Origin of the sequence: Paenibacillus solisilvae (assembly GCF_042656405.1) — a bacterium.
Lineage (GTDB): Bacteria > Bacillota > Bacilli > Paenibacillales > Paenibacillaceae > Paenibacillus_Z > Paenibacillus_Z solisilvae.
The window spans coordinates 14,485-35,795 of sequence record NZ_JBHSOW010000096.1 but is presented as its reverse complement, the minus strand read 5'-3'; the positions used below and the strand labels follow the sequence as shown (position 1 = coordinate 35,795).

The window sequence follows — 21,311 nt, the reverse complement described above, 5'->3', positions numbered from 1 at the left end:
CGCATGGAACTGTTCACCGTTTCTTTAATGTCAGCTTCTATGGAGGCGCTTGATCGGCTGCACCGTTGTTTAAACGAAGAATTCGTCGATTTACATAACGAAAATGAAGCGATCAATCAGACTGCTGCCCATACATTCGACCTCGATTATGAAGCAAATGAAATTAAATGCAACGCTGTACTGCCGCAATTTAACCTTGTCGAGCAGGGACCGGCCGCTTACCGCAAAGCAGCCGGCGCATTTGCTAATTACATTTTGGCAGAGCTTGAGCCCTTGCTGCTCAAAGCCATTATCCGCAAACAATTTCACTACGAAGATGACAAAGAAATCGGAACCGTAGAGCTGTACTGCAGAAATTTGCTGTATGGCGCTGCAGTGCCGACATCCGAAGAAGACCAGGCCGATTCAGACATGCTGCGGAATGACAGGGAGCGGAGAAAAAATAAAGTAGCCGATGAATTGGAGCAATTTCTTAGCAGCCACACACGCATCCATCTGGACGGATTTGTAACCTTCCGACTTGCAACTTATTGGGAGGAGCTGCGCGAGGTTGTGGCTTATGCGGTGGATGAGTACGTCATGGATCAGCAGTACCAGGAATTTATTTCGCTGCTTAAATATTTTGTCCGGATGCAGGAGATCAAGCTTCCTATTGTTCATGTTCTGCACAAAGGAGGCACGGAGTTCGCCTTGTATGATGATCAATTCCAGCTCCTTGAGGCTATCCAGGCCGACCGCATCGTAGCTGAGATGCTGGAAACGGAAATGAATATGGAGGACATGATTGTCAGTACACTGATTACAGTCTCACCCCAGCAAATTGTAATTCACACACGTCAGCCCGAGCTTCCTGTCATGAGAACGTTAGAGACGATCTTTGAGCAGCGTGTGCAGCTGTGCACCGATTGTGAGCACTGCGGTTCATATTTTGAAGATACGGCGGCGATTCAGCCGGCGGCAAATGACGTAAAGGCAGGCTTGCGGGTTCGGAATGTCATTCCCTGAACATCGGGCTTGACCAGGCAAGCGCTGGCGGATTATAATGATGGCAGTAAAAGCAAAGACAAAGACATGTAAGTATGAAATGCTCGTTTCAGAGAGAGGAAACTTGGCTGTAATTTCCTTACGACAGCAGTTGTACTTATACCCCTTTGTAGCTGTACAGTTGAAGCCGGAACCTTATGTTACGGTTGTAAGCTGTATCGGGCCGTTCCCGTTACAGAACGTTCACAAGGATCGGCAGCCGCTTCATGCTACTTTGGCTGTGCAGGTTGAATTAGGGTGGAACCACGGGTCTATCAAGCACTCGTCCCTTCGCGGGATGTGTGCTTTTTTTGTTGTCTGCACATCCGCAGCGCTTACATTGATCCTATGCGGATACGAGAGCAGTTCCGCAGGATAACGTTCAGGAGGAATAGGGAATGACTGTAAAAGTAAAACTGCCAGACGGAGCAATCCGGGAGTATGCGAAAGGAACAACAGTGGAGGAAGTTGCGGGCTCAATCAGCTCCGGGCTTAGAAAAAACGCCATCGCCGGTAAATTGGACGGTAAAGTCATTGATGTGTACACACCGATTGAAGGCGATGCTTCACTTGAAATCGTAACAGTGGATTCGGCGGACGGACTGGAAGTGTACCGTCACAGTACGGCGCATTTGATGGCCCAAGCCATTAAACGGCTCTTCGGCAAAACCGAAGTTAAACTTGGAATTGGACCTGTTATTGAAGATGGTTTCTATTATGATATCGATCTGGAGCAGTCGCTCACACCTGAGGATCTGATCAAAATCGAGAAAGAAATGGAACGGATCGTACAGGAGGATCTTCCGATCCGCCGCCGCGTAATCAGCCGTGAGGATGCAATCGCAACGTTTACCGAGCTTAATGATCCGCTTAAGCTGGAGCTTATCCGTGATTTGCCGATAGAAGCCGAGCTGACGATCTATGATCAGGGCGAGTTCTTTGACTTATGCCGCGGACCTCATTTGCCTTCAACCGGTAAAATTAAAGCATTCAAGCTGCTCAGCGTTGCCGGCGCTTACTGGCGCGGTGATTCGAAGAACAAAATGCTGCAGCGTATATACGGTACTGCGTTTCCGAAGAAAGCACAGCTTGACGAACATTTGCATTTCCTTGAAGAGGCTAAGAAACGCGATCACCGCAAGCTGGGCCGTGAGCTCAAGATGTTCTCTTTCTCCAGAGAGGTGGGACAAGGGCTCCCGCTATGGCTTCCAAACGGTGCGAAGCTTCGCAGAACAATGGAGCGTTACATCGTTGATCTGGAAGAACGTTTAGGCTATCAGCATGTATATACGCCGGTTCTTGCCAATGTTGAGCTGTACAAAACAAGTGGACACTGGGAGCACTACAGTGAGGATATGTTCCCCAAAATGATTATGGACAACGAAGAGCTCGTTCTTCGTCCGATGAACTGTCCCCATCATATGATGGTGTTCAAGAGCGACATGCGCTCTTACCGTGATTTGCCAATCCGAATAGCAGAACTCGGAACGATGCACCGTTATGAAATGTCCGGGGCGCTGACTGGCCTTCACCGTGTCCGTGCGATGACGCTTAATGACGCTCATATCTTCTGCCGTCCGGATCAAATCAAGGATGAGTTTGCCCGGGTGGTTAACTTGATTCGTCAAGTTTATGATGATTTCGGAATTAAGGACTATCGCTTCCGGTTGTCCTATCGTGATCCTCAAGATACTGAGAAATACTTCCAGAATGACGAAATGTGGGAGATGTCCCAGCGTATGCTTCGTGAAGTTGTCGAAGAGCTTGGCTTGCCGTTTTTTGAGGCAGAGGGTGAAGCGGCATTTTACGGTCCGAAGCTTGATGTTCAAATTAAGACAGCGCTTGGCAAGGAAGAGACGCTCTCCACTGCTCAGCTGGATTTCTTGCTCCCTGAACGCTTTGAACTTGAATATGTCGGTGATGATGGGAAGAAACATCGTCCTGTCGTCATTCATCGGGGCATTATCAGTACAATGGAGCGTATGACCGCATTCCTGCTGGAGAACTTCGCGGGTGCGCTTCCGCTCTGGCTCTCGCCGGTTCAAGCAAAAATCATCCCTGTATCAACTGCATTCGAGGGTTATGCGCGCGAGGTGGAGGAGAAGCTGCAGCTGGCTGGAATTCGAGTTGAATCTGATTTGCGCAATGAGAAGCTTGGCTACAAAATCCGTGAAGCGCAGTTGGAAAAAGCGCCTTATATGCTGGTGCTCGGGGATAATGAAGCTCAGTCCGGTACCGTATCTGTCCGTAAACGTGGAGAAGGCGACATCGGGGCTAAGCCGGTTGCTGAGCTCATAGCTTTGCTGCAGGAGGAAATCAGCACCAAACAAATCTAAACGCTTCTTTCTATGAGTCTAGCACCTTCTAAAAGGGGCTGCATAAAGCTTGTCACGTTGGGGTATGCTTCCGAGTAAGGGGGACTACAAACCAAATGATGACGAGCTTTATTGCGTTTCAACGGATGCTGATGAGCATAATCATCGCATGCGGTTTGCTTCTCATGAATGTTTCTGCCCAATGTACAGCGAAGCCGAATCATCCATCTTCGCATCAGCAGCAAGCAAGCACGAAGGCGCAGCAGAAACCAATCAAACCGACAAACAGCAGCGTACAGGCGCTGAAGCATATTCGGGTAGTTGCAACCGGCTATACTGCAGGAATCGAATCAACCGGTAAACGGCCAGGTCACCCGCAGTACGGAATTACTTATTCAGGTGTTAAAGTAAGACGGGCCATTGTTTCGACAATTGCTGCCGATCCTAAGGTATTTCCTATTGGGACTTTATTGTTTATCCCCGGCTATGGCTATGGGGTGGTAGCAGATACAGGATCAGCAATCAAAGGCAGGAAGATTGATCTTTATTTCGAGACGCGCAGGCAGGTCTTTAAGCAGTGGGGCAAACGAACCGTTGTCGTTCATGTAATGAGACAAGGGAAAGGGAAACTTACGGAAGCCTGGCTTAATGAGCTTAATCATGCGGTCACAGTTGAGAAGAAAATTCCAGATGTATATCTAAAATCATAATATTCTCCTTCGAAGCGGCATTCAACAAAATGAAAAATTTGTTGAATGTTCTTTTTTTTACATATGAGGTGTGGTACTATAATTGTAAACGCTATCATTAGATTAATTGGAGCGATTATCGATGAATGATGAATATTCACCTGTCGAATCAGGCAAACTGTTGCAGTCATCAAGCTCCGAGGATGAGCTCAGAGAACTATATAATCAAATGGTCCGTGTTGCCTACTCCAAGCTGTATAATAAGTCGGATGCGCTGGACGTTGTCCAGGAGGCTTGGGTTCGAATGTTAGCGAATCATCATACATTGAGGGAGCATAGCAAATTAAGCGCTTGGGCAAAGAGCATAACCGTTAATGTTGCCCTTAACTTGAATAAAGAATCCAAGCGGTGGCAGCGCTGCAGCACCTGTGAAACAGATGAAGCTTGCCGGCATTCACTGCTTCCAGCTAAGACGGAAGCAGAATTAATGATCGAAATTTCTGAACTGCTTGGCGTGCTGGATGCCAAATCGCGCACTATGCTGCTGTATAAGTTTTATTACGGGTTTAAAGACCAGGAGATCGCGGATGCAATGAAGGAGCCTGTGGGCACGATTAAAGCGCGTATTCATCGTACCAAAATCCAGTTAAAGCGCTGGATGAGCGGCTCAGGGAGTTTGCCGGGATAAGCCTGAAATTAACTACATAATATAATCACCGACCCGCCATACTATAGCTTGTACGGGAGGTGAGCACGCCAATGGCTAAAAATAAAAACAATAAACTTAACGCATCCCAAAACAAATATAATGCCGAATTTGCTTCCGAAAATGCAGCAAATTCTGTAAATGCAACAAACCAAACAGCAAATAAATTCGCATCGCAAAAATCCGAGAAATAAACGAATTTACAAGGATATTAGCCTTTGTTTCACAGGAGGAGGGACCATTTGGTCTCTCTTTCTTTTTGTCGTTTACTCAGTTAATGAATGAACCCTTGTTATTTCAGATCAATTAACAGCTGCAGTTGAAGAGGTCTCGGAGGCTGTACAATTGATTGGCGTCATCGGTGCAGTCATACGCGTCAAATAATTGCCATTAGTTGTATAGAAAAAAGGATTGCAAATGCGGTACGATGGTGTAAAATTAATGGTGTGACAATTGATAACATGTAAGGGTAGGTGAGTTATCATGGCGGAACCGATCGAAAATAAAACACCCTCACGTTTAAGGCATGGTAAAGTTGCTGATGTCATTCCATTCTTAAACACATATATCGCGAGGAAAGAACAAGAAATTAACGAAATTGAACAAATGGTGGAGCGTTATGAGAAACGCAGGTTGATGGAGGAACGAGCTTATCAATCGATGTCTACCTTGCGCCGAATGCTCTCTGGCAAGAAACCGGATCATCATTTGGCAGTCGAGTACATTCATTACGTGAAGAAGCCGATGGAGAAAGTCAGGCAGCTTCGTAAAGAAGTAGAGAGAGCGCGTGATATTTTGAATAATCCAATAGATTCCGATGCTGTTAACAGGTCTTATCAGCTTTCTGAAGAAATGAACTAATAAACTGATGCCGTCCTTATTAGACGGTTTTTTATTTGCCCATGGAAGTACACAGGCATACAATAAACGTCCCTCTGCCTGCAAGTCTTGCGGCTGAGGGACGTTCGTTTATTATTTTCTTAATTGGTCGAGATCAAGGAAGTCATGATCTTGATTATAAGCAGGGACACCATGTATTCCCACATCCAGACCGATCAGTTCTTCATCCTGTGAAACCCGGACTGGAATGACAAGCTTGATAAGCTTCAGAGACCCCCATGTGAGCAGATAGCCCCAAATGCAGATAATGACCAATCCTAAGGCCTGAACACCAAGCAGGCTCCATCCCCCGCCATATACGAGGCCGTAGTACCCTTTGCCAACGCCTTCTGTTAATTCAGGCTTGGCGAAGATACCTACTGCAAGAGTACCTATGCTCCCGCTGACACCATGAACCGCAAAGGCTCCAACCGGATCGTCAACGCGCTTGCTCTCCAGAAATTCTGTAGCGAGGACCATTATAATTCCGCATAATAGCCCGATGAAGATTGCAGCGCCGTCAGAGACGAAGGAGCAGCCTGCTGTAATGCCTACCAGTCCGGCAAGCGAGCCGTTGATGACCATTGGCGGGTCTGCCTTTTTATAACGGAACATCGTGAATAATATACAGCCCGCGCCTCCGGCAGCAGCCGACAGCATCGTGGTAACGGCAATGTGGCCGATAGACACGTTCGTTGCGCTTAGCGTGCTGCCTGCGTTGAATCCGAACCAGCCGAACCACAGAATGAATGCGCCAACCGATGCGAGGGGCAGGTTGGAAGGCGGTACAATATTGCTCTTGCCATCTGAAGTGAATTTACCGATGCGAGGGCCGATGAATATCGCTGCCGCCAATGCGGAGAATCCGCCAAGTGCATGGATGACTGCAGAACCGGCAAAATCAATCATACCGATCTTCTGAAGCCAGCCGCCAATGCCCCATACCCAATGTCCTGCAAGCGGATAGATGATGCCAGTCATTGCCACGGTGTAGAGAATATAAGCTTTAAAGTGAATGCGTTCTGCCACCGCTCCTGACACGATTGAAATGACAGCAATTACGAAAGCGCATTGGAATAACCAGAACGTATCATTCGTAATGTTTAATTGAATATGGGTCAAGTCGCCGCTGAGCATGAAGCCCGTGTGTCCGACTAATCCGCCTGTATCTTTGCCGTGCATGAATCCGAAACCGATAAAGTAAAAAATAAGAGCGCCGAAGGTGATATCCACAAATACTTTCATAATGATGCTGACTGCGTTTTTTTGCCTAACGAATCCTGCTTCAAGCAAAGCGAAGCCGCCTTCCATTAGTAGTATCATGGCTGCAGTTAGTACGACCCAAATCGTATCTAGTCCCTTGGAAAGTGTGGCTATGTCCAGATCCATTATTTCATCCCCTGTTCGAATGTAGTCATGTCAGGTTTTATCTCTTCTCCTAGTCCGTCCATCATTATATAAGTGTCACGTAAGTGATGTCAACGGAGAGAGTCAGCTCATATAACATGAACCGACTTGATAAAGATAACGATTGTCTCAGTCTCTAGACTTAGTGCGGATTCAATCGGCAGACCCTTTATGGCGCTCAGGGCGTGGGGTATACTTGGAGTACAAACCTTGGAAGAACAATTTGGGAGTTGATGGTTGCAATGAACAATAATTTTTTAAACCGATTACTATGGGGACTATTCATCATTGTAATCGGCGTTGTATTAATGCTAAGACAGAGCGGTGTCATTGATTTTGATATCGGCGAGATTATATCGCTGCTGTGGCCGTTAATTCCGCTTTTCTTAGGCCTTCAGAGTCTGTTGTCCAATTTTGTTTATGGAAGAGGCTCAATTTTCGGTTCATCTATTCTCATGCTTGTCGGGTTCGTTTTTCTCGGCCGTAATCTGGGATGGTTCACTTGGTCGATCGGCGATCTTATTCAATTCGCGGTTCCATTCATCATTATATTGTTTGGTATCGGAATGATTTTTAAACCGAAACGCAAAAAAAATGATGCTTCGCGTGGAGACGATTGGAAGGCTTATCCTTATGGACAGCCGGAACAGACAATTCCGCCTGCGCCGCCGCTGCATCCGGATCCAACCCGGCCAACGATTAATCTGAAGAAGGATAATCCGGAAGATGCAGTTGATTGGGAAATGCCTGCGCCAGCCGCCGGCACTCAACAAGCGAAGAACGGCAGCGGTGCCGATTACAATCCTCACCATGAGAATCAGGCGCGTTCTTCATATAACCCATATGTTCATGGCAAAATGGATAGATGGGAAAGACGTGCAGAGCGAGTGCGTGAGCGAATGGAGCAGCGGGCACACCGGTTTCAGCATCGTCATCACGATCGAACCGAGTGGTGGAATCATGATCCCAATGCTCAGAACAGATCCGGCTTTATCGGAGATATCTACGTCGGTCATGATTATTGGGAGCTCAAGCCGATGAATATCTCGCATTTTATAGGTGATACGGTGCTGGACTTGACGAAAGCGCAAATTCCGGTCGGCGAGACCCGTGTTCATATCTCATCCTTTATCGGAGATGTGAAGGTGTTTATGCCCAATGATTTTGAGGTTGGCATTCATGTAGTATCCAGCGCTTTCATAGGTGATGTCGCTGTTCTTGATCATAAAGAAGGCGGGATCTTCAAGAACATGAATATTGAAACCCCTTATTATCAGGATACAGATAAAAAAGTGACGCTAGTCGTGAGTACATTTATCGGCGATGTGCGTGTTACGAAGGTAGGATGATGACGCAATGATGGTTAGACTTTTCCGCAACAGCAAGTGGGAAATGATTCTTCTGTTCACGGCATCCTCTACGCTTTCTGTACTAATATGGACAATAGGCTGCAGAATGGCCGATTCAAAGGTTGGCAGCAGCGACCTTTGGATCGGCATTGCCGCGCTCTTTATCATTGTCAGTGCTGGGATTGGCTATTGGGCTGCGCAGCGGACTCAAAGACAGATCGATGTCTTGTATTTGGGGCTGAAGCAGGCGACCCACGGGAATTATGCGGCAAGACTTCCTGAGCAGGGGGCACGCACTTTTATGGCTGTTTATCAGGAATTTAACGACATGGTGGAAGCATTGGATCAGCGTATGCAGGTGATCCAGCACACGGGCGAGGAGCAGGTCATGAGGGAGGCTGCATCGAATGAAGCAGCTGTTCTGGAGGAGCGCAAACGGCTAGCACGCGACTTGCATGATACGGTAAGCCAGCAATTATTCGCGATTCATATGTCCGCTTCTTCGCTTCCGAAGCTGCTGGAAATTAACCAAGAGAGAGCGGCTTCTGTGATGGAGCAGCTCATTTCCATGTCATCCCTTGCCCAGAAGCAGATGCGCGGATTTATTGCGCAGCTGCGCCCGCTGGAGCTCGAAGGAAAGTCGCTCCAGGAAGCGCTGGATAAATGGTTCCCGGACTATTGCCGGCAAAATGGCCTTCAAGGCGTGCTGGAATGGCGGATCAAGGAGAAGCTCTCCGAAGCGAAGGAACATCAGCTGTTCTTAATCATCCAAGAAGCGATGGCGAATATTGTAAAGCATGCAGGCGCACAGACGGCGCTCCTCACCGTCGCGGAGACGGAGAGACAAATCATTATGACCTTACAGGACAATGGCGCGGGATTCCGGGCTGATCAGGTGAAGAGAGGCTCCTACGGTTTATCCACGATGCGGGAGAGGGCTAATAAGCTCGGCGGGGATGCGTCTATCATTAGTAAACCGGGAAGCGGCACAAGGGTTCGTGTTACGTTGCCTAACTATATGAACAAGGGAGCTGAATCGTAGGAATGAGCGGAATCGATCAGTGGAAAATAATGATAGTTGATGATCATGACATGGTTCGCGCAGGACTGCGGACTTACTTAATGCTGGAGCCTAAATTTGATGTTGTCGCAGAAGCTGCCAATGGTGAAGTGGCGGTTCAATTGCTGCGTGACGGGATCCCGGGAGGTCAGCCTCAGATTATCCTTATGGACCTGATGATGCCTCAGATGGACGGTGTGGAAGCAACGCGGGTCATCATGAAGGAATTCCCGAATTTGAAGATCGTTATGCTGACGAGCTTTCTGGAAGACGAGAAGGTAGTTGCCGCGATTGAAGCGGGGGCTGTCAGTTACGTGCTGAAGACCGTTTCGGCTGAGGAGCTGATCTATGCACTCAATGGGGCTGTTAAAGGAATGCCGGTTATGACGGCGGATGTTTCACAGGCGCTGACGCGCGGCTTGCGGCAGCGTACAGCACAAGGCGCGGATGAAGGACTCACGGAGCGGGAGCGGGAAGTGCTGCTGCTTATCGCAGAAGGAAGATCTAACAAAGAGATTGCCGAAGAACTGCATATCAGTATTAAAACGGTGAAAACACATGTCAGCAATCTGCTGATGAAGTGCGAGCTCGAGGACCGGACGCAGCTTGCCGTCTTCGCACACCGCAAAGGCTGGGTCAAGACGGGATAACGGCCGTATTCTCCGGGCACGCTAATGGCATAACCCAACAATAAGGAGAATGCCTAGATATGATCCCCCTTTCTTCCAGGCTGGAATCAAGCGAGCAGCCCTTTCATGAAATGAAAAATGCGCTGGAGGAGCATGAATTTGCACTTGGCGGCAGCTGGGACTACAGTCATGGCTCATTCGATCGTTATTTGGATGAAGCTCATAAAGTGTGGCTGCGGGTGCCCTTTGATGTCGTGAACGGGAATGTGGACAGCGAGTCCGCAGACAGTGAGGCAACCATTAAGGTCGGTCAGCCGTTCGTGCTGAAGCATATTTACAACGAGGGTTTGGATTCTGAAGCCCACCCCCGGGCTATGGGAAGTTTGATTGACCAATTCCAGGAACCGCTGGATCCCGATGCCCATGTTGAGCCCAAATGGATTGACAAAGCAAAGGACATTCTAAGCGAAGTGGAGCAGCTATTTCCCCATTAAAAGAGTATGAGATTCAAAAAAGTCCGGTTTGGCTATGAATATATAGCTGGATTCGGATTTTTTTATGTACGTTTAAATGAATTTTAAGTTTGATTTAAGGTAGATTGTGCAAGATAGTACTAACAGCAAAAGTTGTTACGAGGCATGTTGCTAGGTTTGAAGGACTTCGTAATATTCGTACGTATAAATTTGAGGAGGAACTACCATGGACGATCAGAACAAAAAAAATCCTTTCGACGATTTTTTTCAAGCGAACAAGCGTGAGGAAAACGACGAGAACTATAAAGCTTCACAGGATGAGCAGCAGGCGAAGGATACGCATCAGCCAGGGGAAACTGGCAGCACGGACACATCGAAGTCATCGTACTATTATTCGTATGGGCCTTTCAAGCCAACGGATCAAAGCTCTGAGCTGAGCGATCATCCGGGAGCTAATCAGCAAGATGGGCAGGTTGAAGTAACGCCGCCCCAGCAGCTGCGCTCTTTCGCTCCGACGCAGCCTGCGCGCAGCGGGTGGCAGGTGAAGGAACCGCGCCGCACTTCTTTTAAAGCTATATTCTCTTCCTTCCTTGTAGGAGTCGTTGCTGTAGGCTCGCTGATGTTCGCGGCGGATAAAGGCAATTGGTTCAGCTCCGATCAGGCGCTTACACAGCTATCCAACACAGCATCGTCGGCTGTTGCAGGTTCAGGGGATGACGGTAAAGTTTCAACGGCTGCTGATGTTGTACGGCCGAACAATATCGCTCAAATATTCGAGAAATCAAGCCCGGCCGTGGTTAAGATTGAAACATTCGTGAAGCAGCAGTCTTCCTCTGGCAGACAGGTCGATCCAAACGACTTCTTTAGTCAGTTTTTCGGTGACAATTTCGGAGGTCAAGACAATGGTCAGGACCAGGGAAGCAGCTCTGATCAGAACAGCAGTCAGTTGACTCCGGAAGGCATCGGGACAGGGTTCTTCTTTGATAAAACCGGTTATATTTTGACGAATCAGCACGTTGTAGGTGACGCTGATCAAATTCAAGTTACCGTACAAGGCTATAACAAGCCGCTGGTTGCAAAGAAGCTTGGCGCGGACTATAACCTTGACCTGGCAGTCCTGAAAGTCGAAGGCACGAACTTCCCAACGCTTAAAATCGGCAGCTCTGATAAAATCAACATCGGTGATTGGGTAGTTGCAATCGGCAATCCTTATGGATTTGACCATACGGTAACCGTTGGCGTTCTCAGTGCCAAGGAACGTCCGATCAGTATTCCGGATACAGAAGGCACCCGTCAATACGAGCATTTACTGCAAACAGACGCTTCCATTAACCCAGGTAACTCCGGTGGTCCGCTAATCAACCTGAATGGTGAAGTTGTTGGTATCAATACAGCGGTTAGCTCGCAGGCACAAGGCATCGGGTTTGCTATTCCATCGAGCACGATCATGGATAATATCGAGAATTTGAAGGCGAATAAAGAAATTCCGAAAAAACCGGTTCCATTCATCGGTGCGACGCTTGCGCCAATAACGGATGATATCGCCAAGCAGCTCGGCTTATCAAGCACAGACGGGTCCATTGTTCAGAACGTTCTTTACAAGTCTCCGGCTTATATGGCGGATCTGAGACAATATGATGTTATCAAAGGTATTGACGGCAAGGACTACAAAACGAGCGCGGAACTGATTGCCTTTATCCAGACCAAGAAAGTCGGCGATTCGGTGTCGCTCAATATCATTCGTGACGGTAAAGCGATGGATCTGAAGGTTGTCATCGGTAATCGCAATGAGTTTGAGACTCAGGGATAACGGCAGCTTATCCAACTGAAAAGGCGCAGCAGTCTATTATGGGCTGTCTGCGCTTTTTTGCGGAATGAAATAGATTTTGCTTTTCGTTTTAGACAAAAAGTACGATATAATGACGGAAGTGTTTTTACAATATAGGGCAATAGTGATGGGGGATTTCAATGAGGCCGCATATATTAGTCGTAGATGATGATGAGAAAATAATTTCACTGCTTCGCCGCAGTCTTGCTTTTGAAGGCTATGAAGTAGCGACAGCTTCGAACGGGCTTGAGGGCTTGAAGCTTATGCTGGCCAGCGATCCCAACCTGCTGATTCTGGATGTCATGATGCCGCAGGTTGACGGCTGGGAGGTTTGCAGGCGTGTCCGCGAAGGCGGCAGTACAGTGCCCATTCTCATGCTGACGGCGAAGGATGATATTACGGACCGGGTGAGAGGACTTGATCTGGGGGCGGATGATTATTTAGTGAAGCCCTTTGCTCTGGAGGAGCTTCTCGCAAGAGTTCGCGCCCTGCTGCGCCGCAAATCCGACAAAATCGAAGAGTCGACCAGCCGTCTTCAGTTCGAGGATTTGATCTTGGATCTTGATTCTAGAGAAGCCGTTCGTTCCGGACGGAGAATCGATCTGACGGCTAAAGAGTTCGACTTGCTGCTGCTGCTCATGCAGAATCCCCGCCGGGTGCTTACGCGGGATACGATTATGGATAAGATATGGGGCTACGATTACAGCGGAGAGTCTAACGTGCTTGAGGTCTATATTGCGATGCTTAGGCAAAAGACGGAGGACGGGACTGATAAACGACTTATTCAAACCGTTCGAGGCACCGGGTACGTGCTGAGAGGGGAAGGAGGCTAGAGCGGGATGTCCATTCGCCTGAAGCTTACATTCTGGTATTCCATCGTACTGGCGGCAACGCTGGTTGCCTTCGGCGTTGCGATTTATTTTTTTGTAAATATTAATACGTACAGCGAGATGAAGGAGCGGATTCGCACGCAAGCTCTTCAAATACGAATCGGTGCAACTTTGGACTTCAGCGATTTTGGAGTTGTGCCATCTACAATTCAGGATGAGGAATTGTATATTCAGCTCGTTAAGTATAAGCAAGATACGGACCAATTTGAGCGTACTTCTAATTTAATTGATTATCAATTAGTTCTTCCCTATCCGGAACCAACTAGTCCTGACTTACGTACAGATAGATATGTGCATGTAAAAGTGAAAAATGTTTCTTTTCTCGTCTATCAGCGTCCGATTAAACAGGGCAATGAAGTATTGGGTTTACTGCAGGTTGCGGCATATTCCGGCAAAGAAGAAAAACTGCTTAATGAATTAAGAACGATCCTTATCTTCGCATCAGTTGTCGTCGTTGTTATTGCCTTTACGATCGGACTGTTTTTGGCAAGGCAAGCCTTGCGCCCGATCGAGAGTATTATTCGGGCAAGTGATCGCATACAGAACGGTTCCGACCTCAGTATGCGCATTCCGCGCGAAGGGCCGCCTAACGATGAGATGGGAAGGCTGGCCGATACCTTGAATGGCATGCTGGGCCGGCTGGAAACGACCTACAATGGCCTTGATGAAGCCTATAAAGCGCAGCGCCGGTTTGTTTCCGATGCTTCTCATGAATTGCGGACACCGCTCACGACGATACGCGGCAATATTGAGCTGCTTGAGAAAATGTGGCTGCCTCTGCTTGAAGCTCCTCAGCCGCAGGATAAGTTAGAAGACGGCTCTGACCGCCTTAGCGAGGGACTCACCAAACAAGAACAGCAGGCACAGTTCACCCGCGAGGCGATGCAGGATATCGCCGGTGAGGCGAAACGGATGTCGAGTCTGGTCAATGATCTGCTATCTCTAGCCCGTGCAGATGCCGGTTATGAGATGGAGAAGACACCGCAGCCGCTGCTTACGCTCGTTGAGGATGTAGCGCGCAGAGCGCAGCTGCTGCCTCGCACAGCAGAGTGGCGGATCGGGGATTTGAGCGTGCTGCAGGACGTACAAGTTAATGCGCATGCAGATTTCCTGCGTCAATTGTTCTTCATTTTCGTAGAGAATGCATTCAAATATACCCCGAGCGGATCCGTGGAAATGAAAGCGATCCGTTCAGCCAATCAAGCAGGGATAGTCATTAAAGATACGGGAATCGGGATGAATAATGCCGAAATACCGCATATTTTCGAGAGGTTCTACCGTGCAGACGAGTCGCGGGGGCAGACAGCCGGAACAGGCCTCGGTCTGTCCATTGCAAAATGGATTATCGATGAACATGAAGGTTCGGTTGAGGTTGCCACGCGGGAAGGAGAAGGAACGACATTTATTGTATGGCTCCCGATTGCTTTCCCTGGCAGTTCCAATCAGTTATAATAGAATAACCGGGACTTTTGTAGCTTGTCCAGGTCGTTATGGCTTTAGAAAGCAGGTGCAGCATGGAAATTGTAAAAATTTCACCGCGCGGTTATTGTTATGGTGTCGTTGATGCCATGGTTCTCGCTCTTCAGACGACGAAGAACCTGGATCTCCCGCGCCCGATATATATTCTGGGCATGATTGTTCATAACAGCCATGTGACAGAAGCCTTCAAAGAGGAAGGGATCATCACGCTGGATGGTGAGAATAGGCTCGAAATATTGGAGCAAATTACAAGCGGGACCGTCATCTTTACGGCACATGGCGTTTCTCCGGAAGTCCGAAATCGCGCACGCGACAGAGGGCTGACGATTGTAGATGCGACTTGTCCGGATGTAACGAAGACGCATGATTTGATCCGTGACAAGGTAAATGATGGTTATGAGGTTATCTATATCGGCAAGAAGGGGCATCCTGAACCAGAGGGCGCTATTGGAATTGCACCGAATCATGTCCACCTCATCGAGAAGGATAATGAAATCGATCTTCTGGAACTGCAGGCAGATCGAATTATTATTACCAATCAAACGACAATGTCACAGTGGGATATTAAGCATTTAATCAGCAAACTTCTAATGAAATTCCCCGCTGCTGAAATTCATAATGAGATTTGCCTGGCGACACAGGTTCGCCAAGAAGCGGTCGCTGAACAAGCTAAGGAAGCGGAATTGTGCATCGTGGTCGGAGATCCGAGAAGCAATAATTCAAACCGGCTTGCTCAGGTGTCGGAGGAAATTGCGGGAGTAAAGGCTTACCGCGTTTCAGATGTTTCTGAAATTCAACTGGAATGGCTGCGAGGTAAGAAAAGGGTAGCTGTGACGTCTGGGGCGTCAACGCCTACTCCGCTTACCAAAGAAGTCCTATCTTATTTGGAGCAATTTGATGATGCTGATCCTTCGACTTGGGAAATCCGTCGGACGGTTAACATGAACAAGCTGCTGCCCACCATTCGTGTAAAATCGTCTGTCTGATTGAAAGAAAGGAGCGCAACTGAATATGAGTACTTCAAGAAAACCGCGCTCATTGAAACGCTGGATGAAGTTTAAGTACACTCAGCTTATGAGAGCGCCAGGCGGAGCATCGTTTGTTGCTCTTGGATTTGCTATAGGCATGGCGGTAGAAATGTTTACTTTGCCTACTTATGGTTTAGCTTTTTTTCTTATTTTCCCTCTCATTTACTGGCTTCGAGCTAGTTTTGCCGGTGCGCTGATCGGGTTTGTAGTAGGTAAGATAATCTTCATTCCGGTTGCTTTCATTAACAGTAAAGTTGGAGGATGGGTGCTGCCCGAGAAGATGCAGATCCACGTACCTCTAGCCCCTGACTGGGTTGATCATATCTTATTGATGAATCTGAAGCTGATTGTCGGCGGTATTATTGATGGTATTATATTAGGAGCGCTCTTTTATTTCCCTGTTAAGATGATGATTCAATATGTAGCCAACAAACGTAAGGAAAAGCGGAAATTGCGCCGTTCGAGTGATGTTGAATTGGATGTCAAACCTGATATTAAACCCATTACTGAGTAAAAGTTGTATCCGGCCTCTTGACGGGTCCGGATTTTTAATATATATTTACTTTAGCGATTAAAAGCATAAAAGCATAAAAGCATAAAAGCATAAAAGCATAAAAGCTTAAAAGCGAACACGCGTTGCAGTGCGACCCTAAATGAATGTTCAAAGTCACTGAAATTTCATAAACTTGAGGAGTTGTTCTTATATGATCGTTATAACGAATAGCAATGTTACTGAAGAGCGTATTGGAGAGATTGTTCTACATATTGAGAAAGCCGGTGTGCAGGCTCATGTATCCAGAGGAACGGATCGCACGGTCATCGGCATTATTGGCAAAGCAGAACCAACGCTTGCGGAGCATTTACGGCAAATGAAGGGCGTCGAGAATGTAATCAAGATTTCAAAGTCCTACAAGCTGGCGAGCCGTGACTTCCACCCGGATGATACGGTCATCGAAATTAAAGGCGTCAAAATGGGCGGCGAGCATTTGGTTGTCATGGGCGGTCCGTGTGCGGTAGAGACGCCGGAACAGATTGATGAGATCGCAAGACTGGTTAAGGCAGCCGGCGGACAAGTGCTTCGAGGCGGAGCATTTAAGCCTCGCACAGGTCCATACAGCTTCCAAGGCATCGGAGTCGAAGGACTCGCTATGATGGCGGAAGCAGGCAAGAAGCACGGCCTGCTGACAATTACGGAGGTCATGACACCTGAATATGTGGATGTATGCGCAGAATATGCGGATATTCTTCAAGTAGGCACACGCAACATGCAGAATTTTGATCTCCTTCGCAAGCTTGGCACCATTCAGACGCCAGTTCTTCTCAAACGCGGTTTTAGTGCAACTTATGACGAATTTTTGAACGCCGCGGAATATATCTTGGCAGGTGGAAATCCGAACGTTATGCTTTGTGAGAGAGGAATCCGAACATTCGAAACTTACACGCGCAATACACTGGATTTGGCTGCTATTCCGGTCCTGCAATCACTTAGCCATCTGCCTGTTATTTCGGATCCAAGCCATGGCACAGGGCGCCGTGAATTAGTAGAGCCGATGTCCAAAGCATCAGTGGCTGCAGGGGCAAACGGACTCATCATCGAGATGCATACCGATCCTGATAACTCCATGACCGGAGACGGTGTACAGTCCCTTTTCCCGGATCAGTTCGCGAACCTTCTGAAGGAGCTTGAACAGCTAGGCAAGCTGGTAGGCAGACGGTTCGATACTCCGAAACAGACGGCAGATTACTTCACAAGCTGGATTAAATAAGCAGAATTTGGACAAAGATTCCAAGCTCATACGGAAGCCGCAGCCAACTCACTTGTTGAGAGCTGCGGCTTCTTTTTAGGTAATGAAAGAAACACAGTAAAATAATCCAACAAATGTGTGAAGATACCTAACAGCCGCTTAAAAAATACCTTACATAACTATTGACGGGGTGCAAAGCTAAATTCTATAATTACCTCATAGTTTTAGTGCAAAAATTGAACAATAACTGTTCAACACATCGCTAATGTTCGGAAATGGAGGAAATACCTAATGTCAGTTCAAAATGTTTTGAACACAATTCAAGAAAACAACATCATGTTTGTCGATTTCCGCTTTGTGGATCTCGCAGGCCATGCGCACCACATTACCCTTCCTGCTACGGAAGTTGATGGTGACACTTTCGTAAACGGCGTTGCATTCGATGGTTCTTCCATTGCAGGCTTCCGCGGTATTGAAGAGTCCGATATGGTTATGGTACCGGACACAGAATCCGTGTTTATTGATCCTTTCACTGATCACCCGACATTAAACATTATGTGTAACATTCACACGCCAGATGGTGAGCGTTACGAGCGTGACCCGCGCAGCATCGCACAAAAAGCCGAAGAGTTTCTTAAAAAATCCGGCGTAGGTACTGCAGCGTTCTTCGCACCTGAATCCGAATTCTTCATCTTTGATGATGTTCGATATGAAAGCAAAATGAACACTTCTTTCTACTCTGTCGATTCAGCTGAAGCTGGCTGGAACACAGCGAAAGTAGAAGAAGGCGGTAACCTTGGTTATAAAATTCCTGTAAAAGGCGGCTACGTTCCGGTTGCTCCTGTTGATTCCCAACAAGATATCCGCAGCGAAATGGTTCGTCTTATGCAAGAATCCGGCCTGCGTGTTGAGCGTCACCATCACGAGGTTGCTACAGCCGGTCAAGCTGAAATCAACTTCCGTTTTGACACACTTACAAAAACAGCCGATAACCTTATGAAATACAAATACATCATTAACAACGTTGCCCGCCAATGGGGTAAAGTTGCAACTTTTATGCCTAAACCGCTTTTCGGCGACAATGGTAGCGGTATGCACGTTCACTCATCGATCTTTAACGGTGATTCACCGTTGTTCTTCGAGAAAGGTGCTTATGCTAACCTAAGCCCGCTCGCTATGCACTACATCGGTGGTATCCTTCACCATGCTCCAGCTCTGATCGCTTTGACTAACCCGTCCACGAACTCGTTCAAACGTCTCGTGCCTGGTTACGAAGCACCAGTAAACCTTGTATTCTCGAAAGGTAACCGTTCCGCTGCAATCCGTATTCCGGTTGCCGCTGTAACACCTAAAGGTTGTCGTATCGAGTTCCGTACACCGGACTCCACTGCTAACCCTTACCTTGCATTCGCAGCTATGCTTCTTGCAGGTCTTGATGGTATCAAACGTAAATTGGATCCAGTTGCACTTGGATACGGACCGTTTGACAAAAACATCTATGAACTGCCAGAAGAAGACAAGAAAGAAATCCGTTCGGTTCCAGGTTCCCTGGACGAAGCGCTTGATGCTCTGGAAGCTGATTCCGAGTTCTTGACAGAAGGCGGCGTATTCTCGAAGGACTTCATCGAGAACTATGTAGCTTTGAAACGCTCCGAAGCAAAAGCTGTTGCAATCCGTGTTCATCCACACGAGTACAGCCTGTACTTCGATTGCTAATTAGCACTTTTGACCTATACTTTTCAGGCAAGCCTCCCATCTGGGAGGCTTGTTTTTTGTTTATGGCGAAATCCGAATGATTTCTTTGACACAAGATGATTATGTTCGACTTTTGGACTTGATGCAGGCCTATAAAATTGCTATCATTAAGATATAAAGAAAGAGACTGGAGTGAACAACTGTGACCAAACGCGCGTTTAATTTTAACGCAGGACCGGCGGCATTACCATTAGGAGTATTGCAGCAAGCACAGCAAGAATTTGTTGATTTCGCAGGTGCAGGCATGTCAATTATGGAGATGTCCCATCGAAGTGCGATTTATGAACAGGTGAACAATGATGCGCAGGCGCTGCTTCGTGAATTGTTCGGCATACCTAACAATTATAAAGTGTTGTTTCTTCAAGGCGGGGCAAGCACGCAATTTGCCATGATTCCGATGAATTTATTGAAGCCTGACCAAACAGCTTCCTTTGTGATGACTGGGAGCTGGGCAGATAAAGCGATTAAAGAAGCGAAGCTGTTTGGACAAACCTCGATTGTCGCTTCGTCTGAAGCGGATAAATTTAACCGGATTCCGGACTTGAGCGGAATCGAGCTTCCATCGAACGCAGCTTATTTGCATGTTACCTCCAATGAAACGATTGAAGGCACACAATATGCGGCTTATCCTGAGACCGGAGATGTTACATTAATCGCTGACATGTCCAGTGATATCTTGAGCCGCCCCGTTGATGTCAGCAAATTCGGACTTATCTATGCGGGAGCTCAAAAGAACTTGGGTCCTTCAGGTGTAACCATTGTTATCGTACGTGAAGATTTGGTTGCTCAAAGTCCAAAGTCGATTCCGACCATGCTTCGTTATGATACGCATATAAGCAATAACTCACTCTACAATACACCGCCTTCCTTCTCGGTATACCTTGTTGGCCTCATGCTCAAATGGCTGAAAGAACGCGGCGGCGTTAGTGCAACAGAGCAATATAACCGTGACAAAACCAAATTGATCTATGACACCATTGATCAAAGCGGCGGATTCTACCGCGGTTTTGCAGATCCTGCAAGCCGTTCGCTCATGAATATTACTTTCCGTATTCAAACGGAAGAGCTTGAGAGTCTGTTTGTCAAAGAATCCGAGAAGCAAGGATTTATCGGATTAAAAGGTCACCGCAGCGTAGGTGGCTTACGTGCTTCGACATATAATGCAGTTCCTCTTGAGAGCTGTAAAGCACTGGCTGAATTTATGCAGGATTTCCAGAAACGTAACGGTTAACAGCCGATTCATCTCCTTAAAATAAAGACCGCCCTCCTTCTATTATTGAAGGAAAGGCGGTCTTCTATGTGAAAGCATGATGATTGATACAACAATCAAGCAAGGGATGAGTCGGCGGCGTTAGGGCCGGTAAGCTTATAGCCGACATTTCGGACGGTCATGATATATTCCGGTGTTCTCGCATTTTTCTCGATTTTATCGCGAAGATGGCTAATATGGACGTCGACAATTCGAGTGTCGCCAAGGAAATGATAATCCCAAACGCCATGCAGCAGCTGTTGACGGCTTAACACTTTACCGCGGTGACGGCATAAGAAAAGCAGGAGCTCGAATTCCTTTGGTGTTAATTCAACGGGTCTGCCTTCAATCTGAACCTCCCGCTGCTCGGTGAGTACTGACATTCGGCCGATATCATGGACAACGGTGTCGCTCGACCCAGGAAGCGTTTGGATTCTGCGGAATATGGCTTGAATTCTAGAGAGCAGTTCCTGGGGGGAGAAAGGTTTTGTCATATAGTCATCGGCACCGTTATCAAGACCAGCAATTTTGTCGGTAACATCCTGCAGTGCAGTCAACATAATAATCGGAACGGCATTATTTTGTTTGCGCAGTTCCCGGCATACTTGAATGCCATCCATTTTGGGCAGCATGAGATCAAGGACGATCAGATCAGGCCGAAACGGTTTCAGCATATCAAACACGGCTTCGCCATCTTGTACGCAGCGTACTTCATATCCGGCTAATTTAAGGTTGAACTCTATTAACATGGAGATGGAAGGCTCGTCATCGACGATTAATATTTTCTTCTTCATCGTTAATGTTCTC

Annotated in this window: 20 protein-coding genes; 18 read left to right on the top strand and 2 right to left on the bottom strand. The window is 47.4% G+C overall.

Going from position 1 to position 21,311, the window contains the following annotated elements; translation table 11 throughout:
• The first annotated feature begins 3 nt into the window (after nt 1-3).
• The 6 genes from ytxC to ACFPYJ_RS25355 all read left to right on the top strand — a co-directional run bounded on the left by ytxC (nt 4) and on the right by ACFPYJ_RS25355 (nt 5,594).
• Entirely contained in the window at nt 4-1,005 is a 1,002-nt protein-coding gene (gene ytxC, locus ACFPYJ_RS25380) for a sporulation protein YtxC (RefSeq protein WP_379191025.1), read from the top strand.
• A 416-nt stretch (nt 1,006-1,421) separates the two neighbouring features.
• Entirely contained in the window at nt 1,422-3,359 is a 1,938-nt protein-coding gene (thrS, locus tag ACFPYJ_RS25375; protein ID WP_379191024.1) for a threonine--tRNA ligase, read from the top strand.
• A gap of 98 nt (nt 3,360-3,457) precedes the next feature.
• Nucleotides 3,458-4,048 (top strand): 3D domain-containing protein, encoded by a 591-nt coding sequence (locus ACFPYJ_RS25370; protein ID WP_379191106.1) that lies wholly within the window; start codon nt 3,458-3,460, stop codon nt 4,046-4,048.
• 121 nt (nt 4,049-4,169) lie between these two features.
• Nucleotides 4,170-4,715 carry an RNA polymerase sigma factor gene (locus ACFPYJ_RS25365; protein WP_379191023.1) on the top strand — a complete coding sequence of 182 codons (546 nt, stop codon included), beginning with the start codon at nt 4,170-4,172 and terminating at the stop codon, nt 4,713-4,715.
• A 71-nt stretch (nt 4,716-4,786) separates the two neighbouring features.
• Complete coding sequence (locus ACFPYJ_RS25360; protein ID WP_379191022.1) at nt 4,787-4,927, top strand: hypothetical protein; 141 nt, start codon at nt 4,787-4,789, stop codon at nt 4,925-4,927.
• 289 nt (nt 4,928-5,216) lie between these two features.
• Nucleotides 5,217-5,594 (top strand): hypothetical protein, encoded by a 378-nt coding sequence (locus ACFPYJ_RS25355; RefSeq protein WP_379191021.1) that lies wholly within the window; start codon nt 5,217-5,219, stop codon nt 5,592-5,594.
• Between the two features lie 111 nt (nt 5,595-5,705).
• On the opposite strand, the gene ACFPYJ_RS25350 is transcribed toward ACFPYJ_RS25355, so the two are convergent.
• Entirely contained in the window at nt 5,706-6,995 is a 1,290-nt protein-coding gene (locus ACFPYJ_RS25350; protein ID WP_379191105.1) for an ammonium transporter, read from the bottom strand.
• A 266-nt stretch (nt 6,996-7,261) separates the two neighbouring features.
• Between ACFPYJ_RS25350 and liaF the strand changes: the two genes are divergently transcribed.
• The 12 genes from liaF to serC all read left to right on the top strand — a co-directional run bounded on the left by liaF (nt 7,262) and on the right by serC (nt 20,486).
• On the top strand, nt 7,262-8,368 hold the full coding sequence (liaF, locus tag ACFPYJ_RS25345; protein WP_379191020.1) for a cell wall-active antibiotics response protein LiaF: 1,107 nt from the start codon (nt 7,262-7,264) through the stop codon (nt 8,366-8,368).
• Nucleotides 8,369-8,375: 7 nt separating this feature from the next.
• The gene (locus tag ACFPYJ_RS25340) at nt 8,376-9,410 is read left to right on the top strand and encodes a sensor histidine kinase (RefSeq protein ID WP_379191019.1); all 1,035 of its coding nucleotides are present in this window, start codon (nt 8,376-8,378) and stop codon (nt 9,408-9,410) included.
• Nucleotides 9,411-9,412: 2 nt separating this feature from the next.
• Complete coding sequence (locus tag ACFPYJ_RS25335) at nt 9,413-10,078, top strand: response regulator (RefSeq protein ID WP_379191018.1); 666 nt, start codon at nt 9,413-9,415, stop codon at nt 10,076-10,078.
• A 59-nt stretch (nt 10,079-10,137) separates the two neighbouring features.
• Nucleotides 10,138-10,551, top strand: coding sequence for a YugN family protein (locus ACFPYJ_RS25330; RefSeq protein ID WP_379191017.1), 414 nt, complete (start codon nt 10,138-10,140; stop codon nt 10,549-10,551).
• 205 nt (nt 10,552-10,756) lie between these two features.
• Nucleotides 10,757-12,340 carry a S1C family serine protease gene (locus ACFPYJ_RS25325; RefSeq protein WP_379191016.1) on the top strand — a complete coding sequence of 528 codons (1,584 nt, stop codon included), beginning with the start codon at nt 10,757-10,759 and terminating at the stop codon, nt 12,338-12,340.
• Between the two features lie 158 nt (nt 12,341-12,498).
• The gene (locus tag ACFPYJ_RS25320) at nt 12,499-13,191 is read left to right on the top strand and encodes a response regulator transcription factor (RefSeq protein WP_379191015.1); all 693 of its coding nucleotides are present in this window, start codon (nt 12,499-12,501) and stop codon (nt 13,189-13,191) included.
• 6 nt (nt 13,192-13,197) lie between these two features.
• The gene (locus ACFPYJ_RS25315) at nt 13,198-14,700 is read left to right on the top strand and encodes a sensor histidine kinase (RefSeq protein WP_379191014.1); all 1,503 of its coding nucleotides are present in this window, start codon (nt 13,198-13,200) and stop codon (nt 14,698-14,700) included.
• Nucleotides 14,701-14,762: 62 nt separating this feature from the next.
• Nucleotides 14,763-15,713: a 4-hydroxy-3-methylbut-2-enyl diphosphate reductase gene (locus tag ACFPYJ_RS25310; RefSeq protein ID WP_379191013.1), complete on the top strand. Its 951-nt coding sequence runs from the start codon at nt 14,763-14,765 to the stop codon at nt 15,711-15,713.
• Nucleotides 15,714-15,738: 25 nt separating this feature from the next.
• Nucleotides 15,739-16,269 (top strand): DUF2062 domain-containing protein, encoded by a 531-nt coding sequence (locus ACFPYJ_RS25305; RefSeq protein ID WP_379191012.1) that lies wholly within the window; start codon nt 15,739-15,741, stop codon nt 16,267-16,269.
• Between the two features lie 190 nt (nt 16,270-16,459).
• Nucleotides 16,460-17,521, top strand: coding sequence for a 3-deoxy-7-phosphoheptulonate synthase (gene aroF / locus ACFPYJ_RS25300; RefSeq protein ID WP_379191011.1), 1,062 nt, complete (start codon nt 16,460-16,462; stop codon nt 17,519-17,521).
• A 270-nt stretch (nt 17,522-17,791) separates the two neighbouring features.
• Complete coding sequence (gene glnA, locus ACFPYJ_RS25295) at nt 17,792-19,216, top strand: type I glutamate--ammonia ligase (RefSeq protein WP_379191010.1); 1,425 nt, start codon at nt 17,792-17,794, stop codon at nt 19,214-19,216.
• 181 nt (nt 19,217-19,397) lie between these two features.
• Nucleotides 19,398-20,486: a 3-phosphoserine/phosphohydroxythreonine transaminase gene (gene serC / locus ACFPYJ_RS25290; RefSeq protein ID WP_379191009.1), complete on the top strand. Its 1,089-nt coding sequence runs from the start codon at nt 19,398-19,400 to the stop codon at nt 20,484-20,486.
• A 95-nt stretch (nt 20,487-20,581) separates the two neighbouring features.
• Here the strand turns inward: serC and ACFPYJ_RS25285 are convergent, their stop codons facing one another.
• Entirely contained in the window at nt 20,582-21,298 is a 717-nt protein-coding gene (locus tag ACFPYJ_RS25285; RefSeq protein WP_379191008.1) for a response regulator transcription factor, read from the bottom strand.
• Nucleotides 21,299-21,311 lie beyond the last annotated feature (13 nt).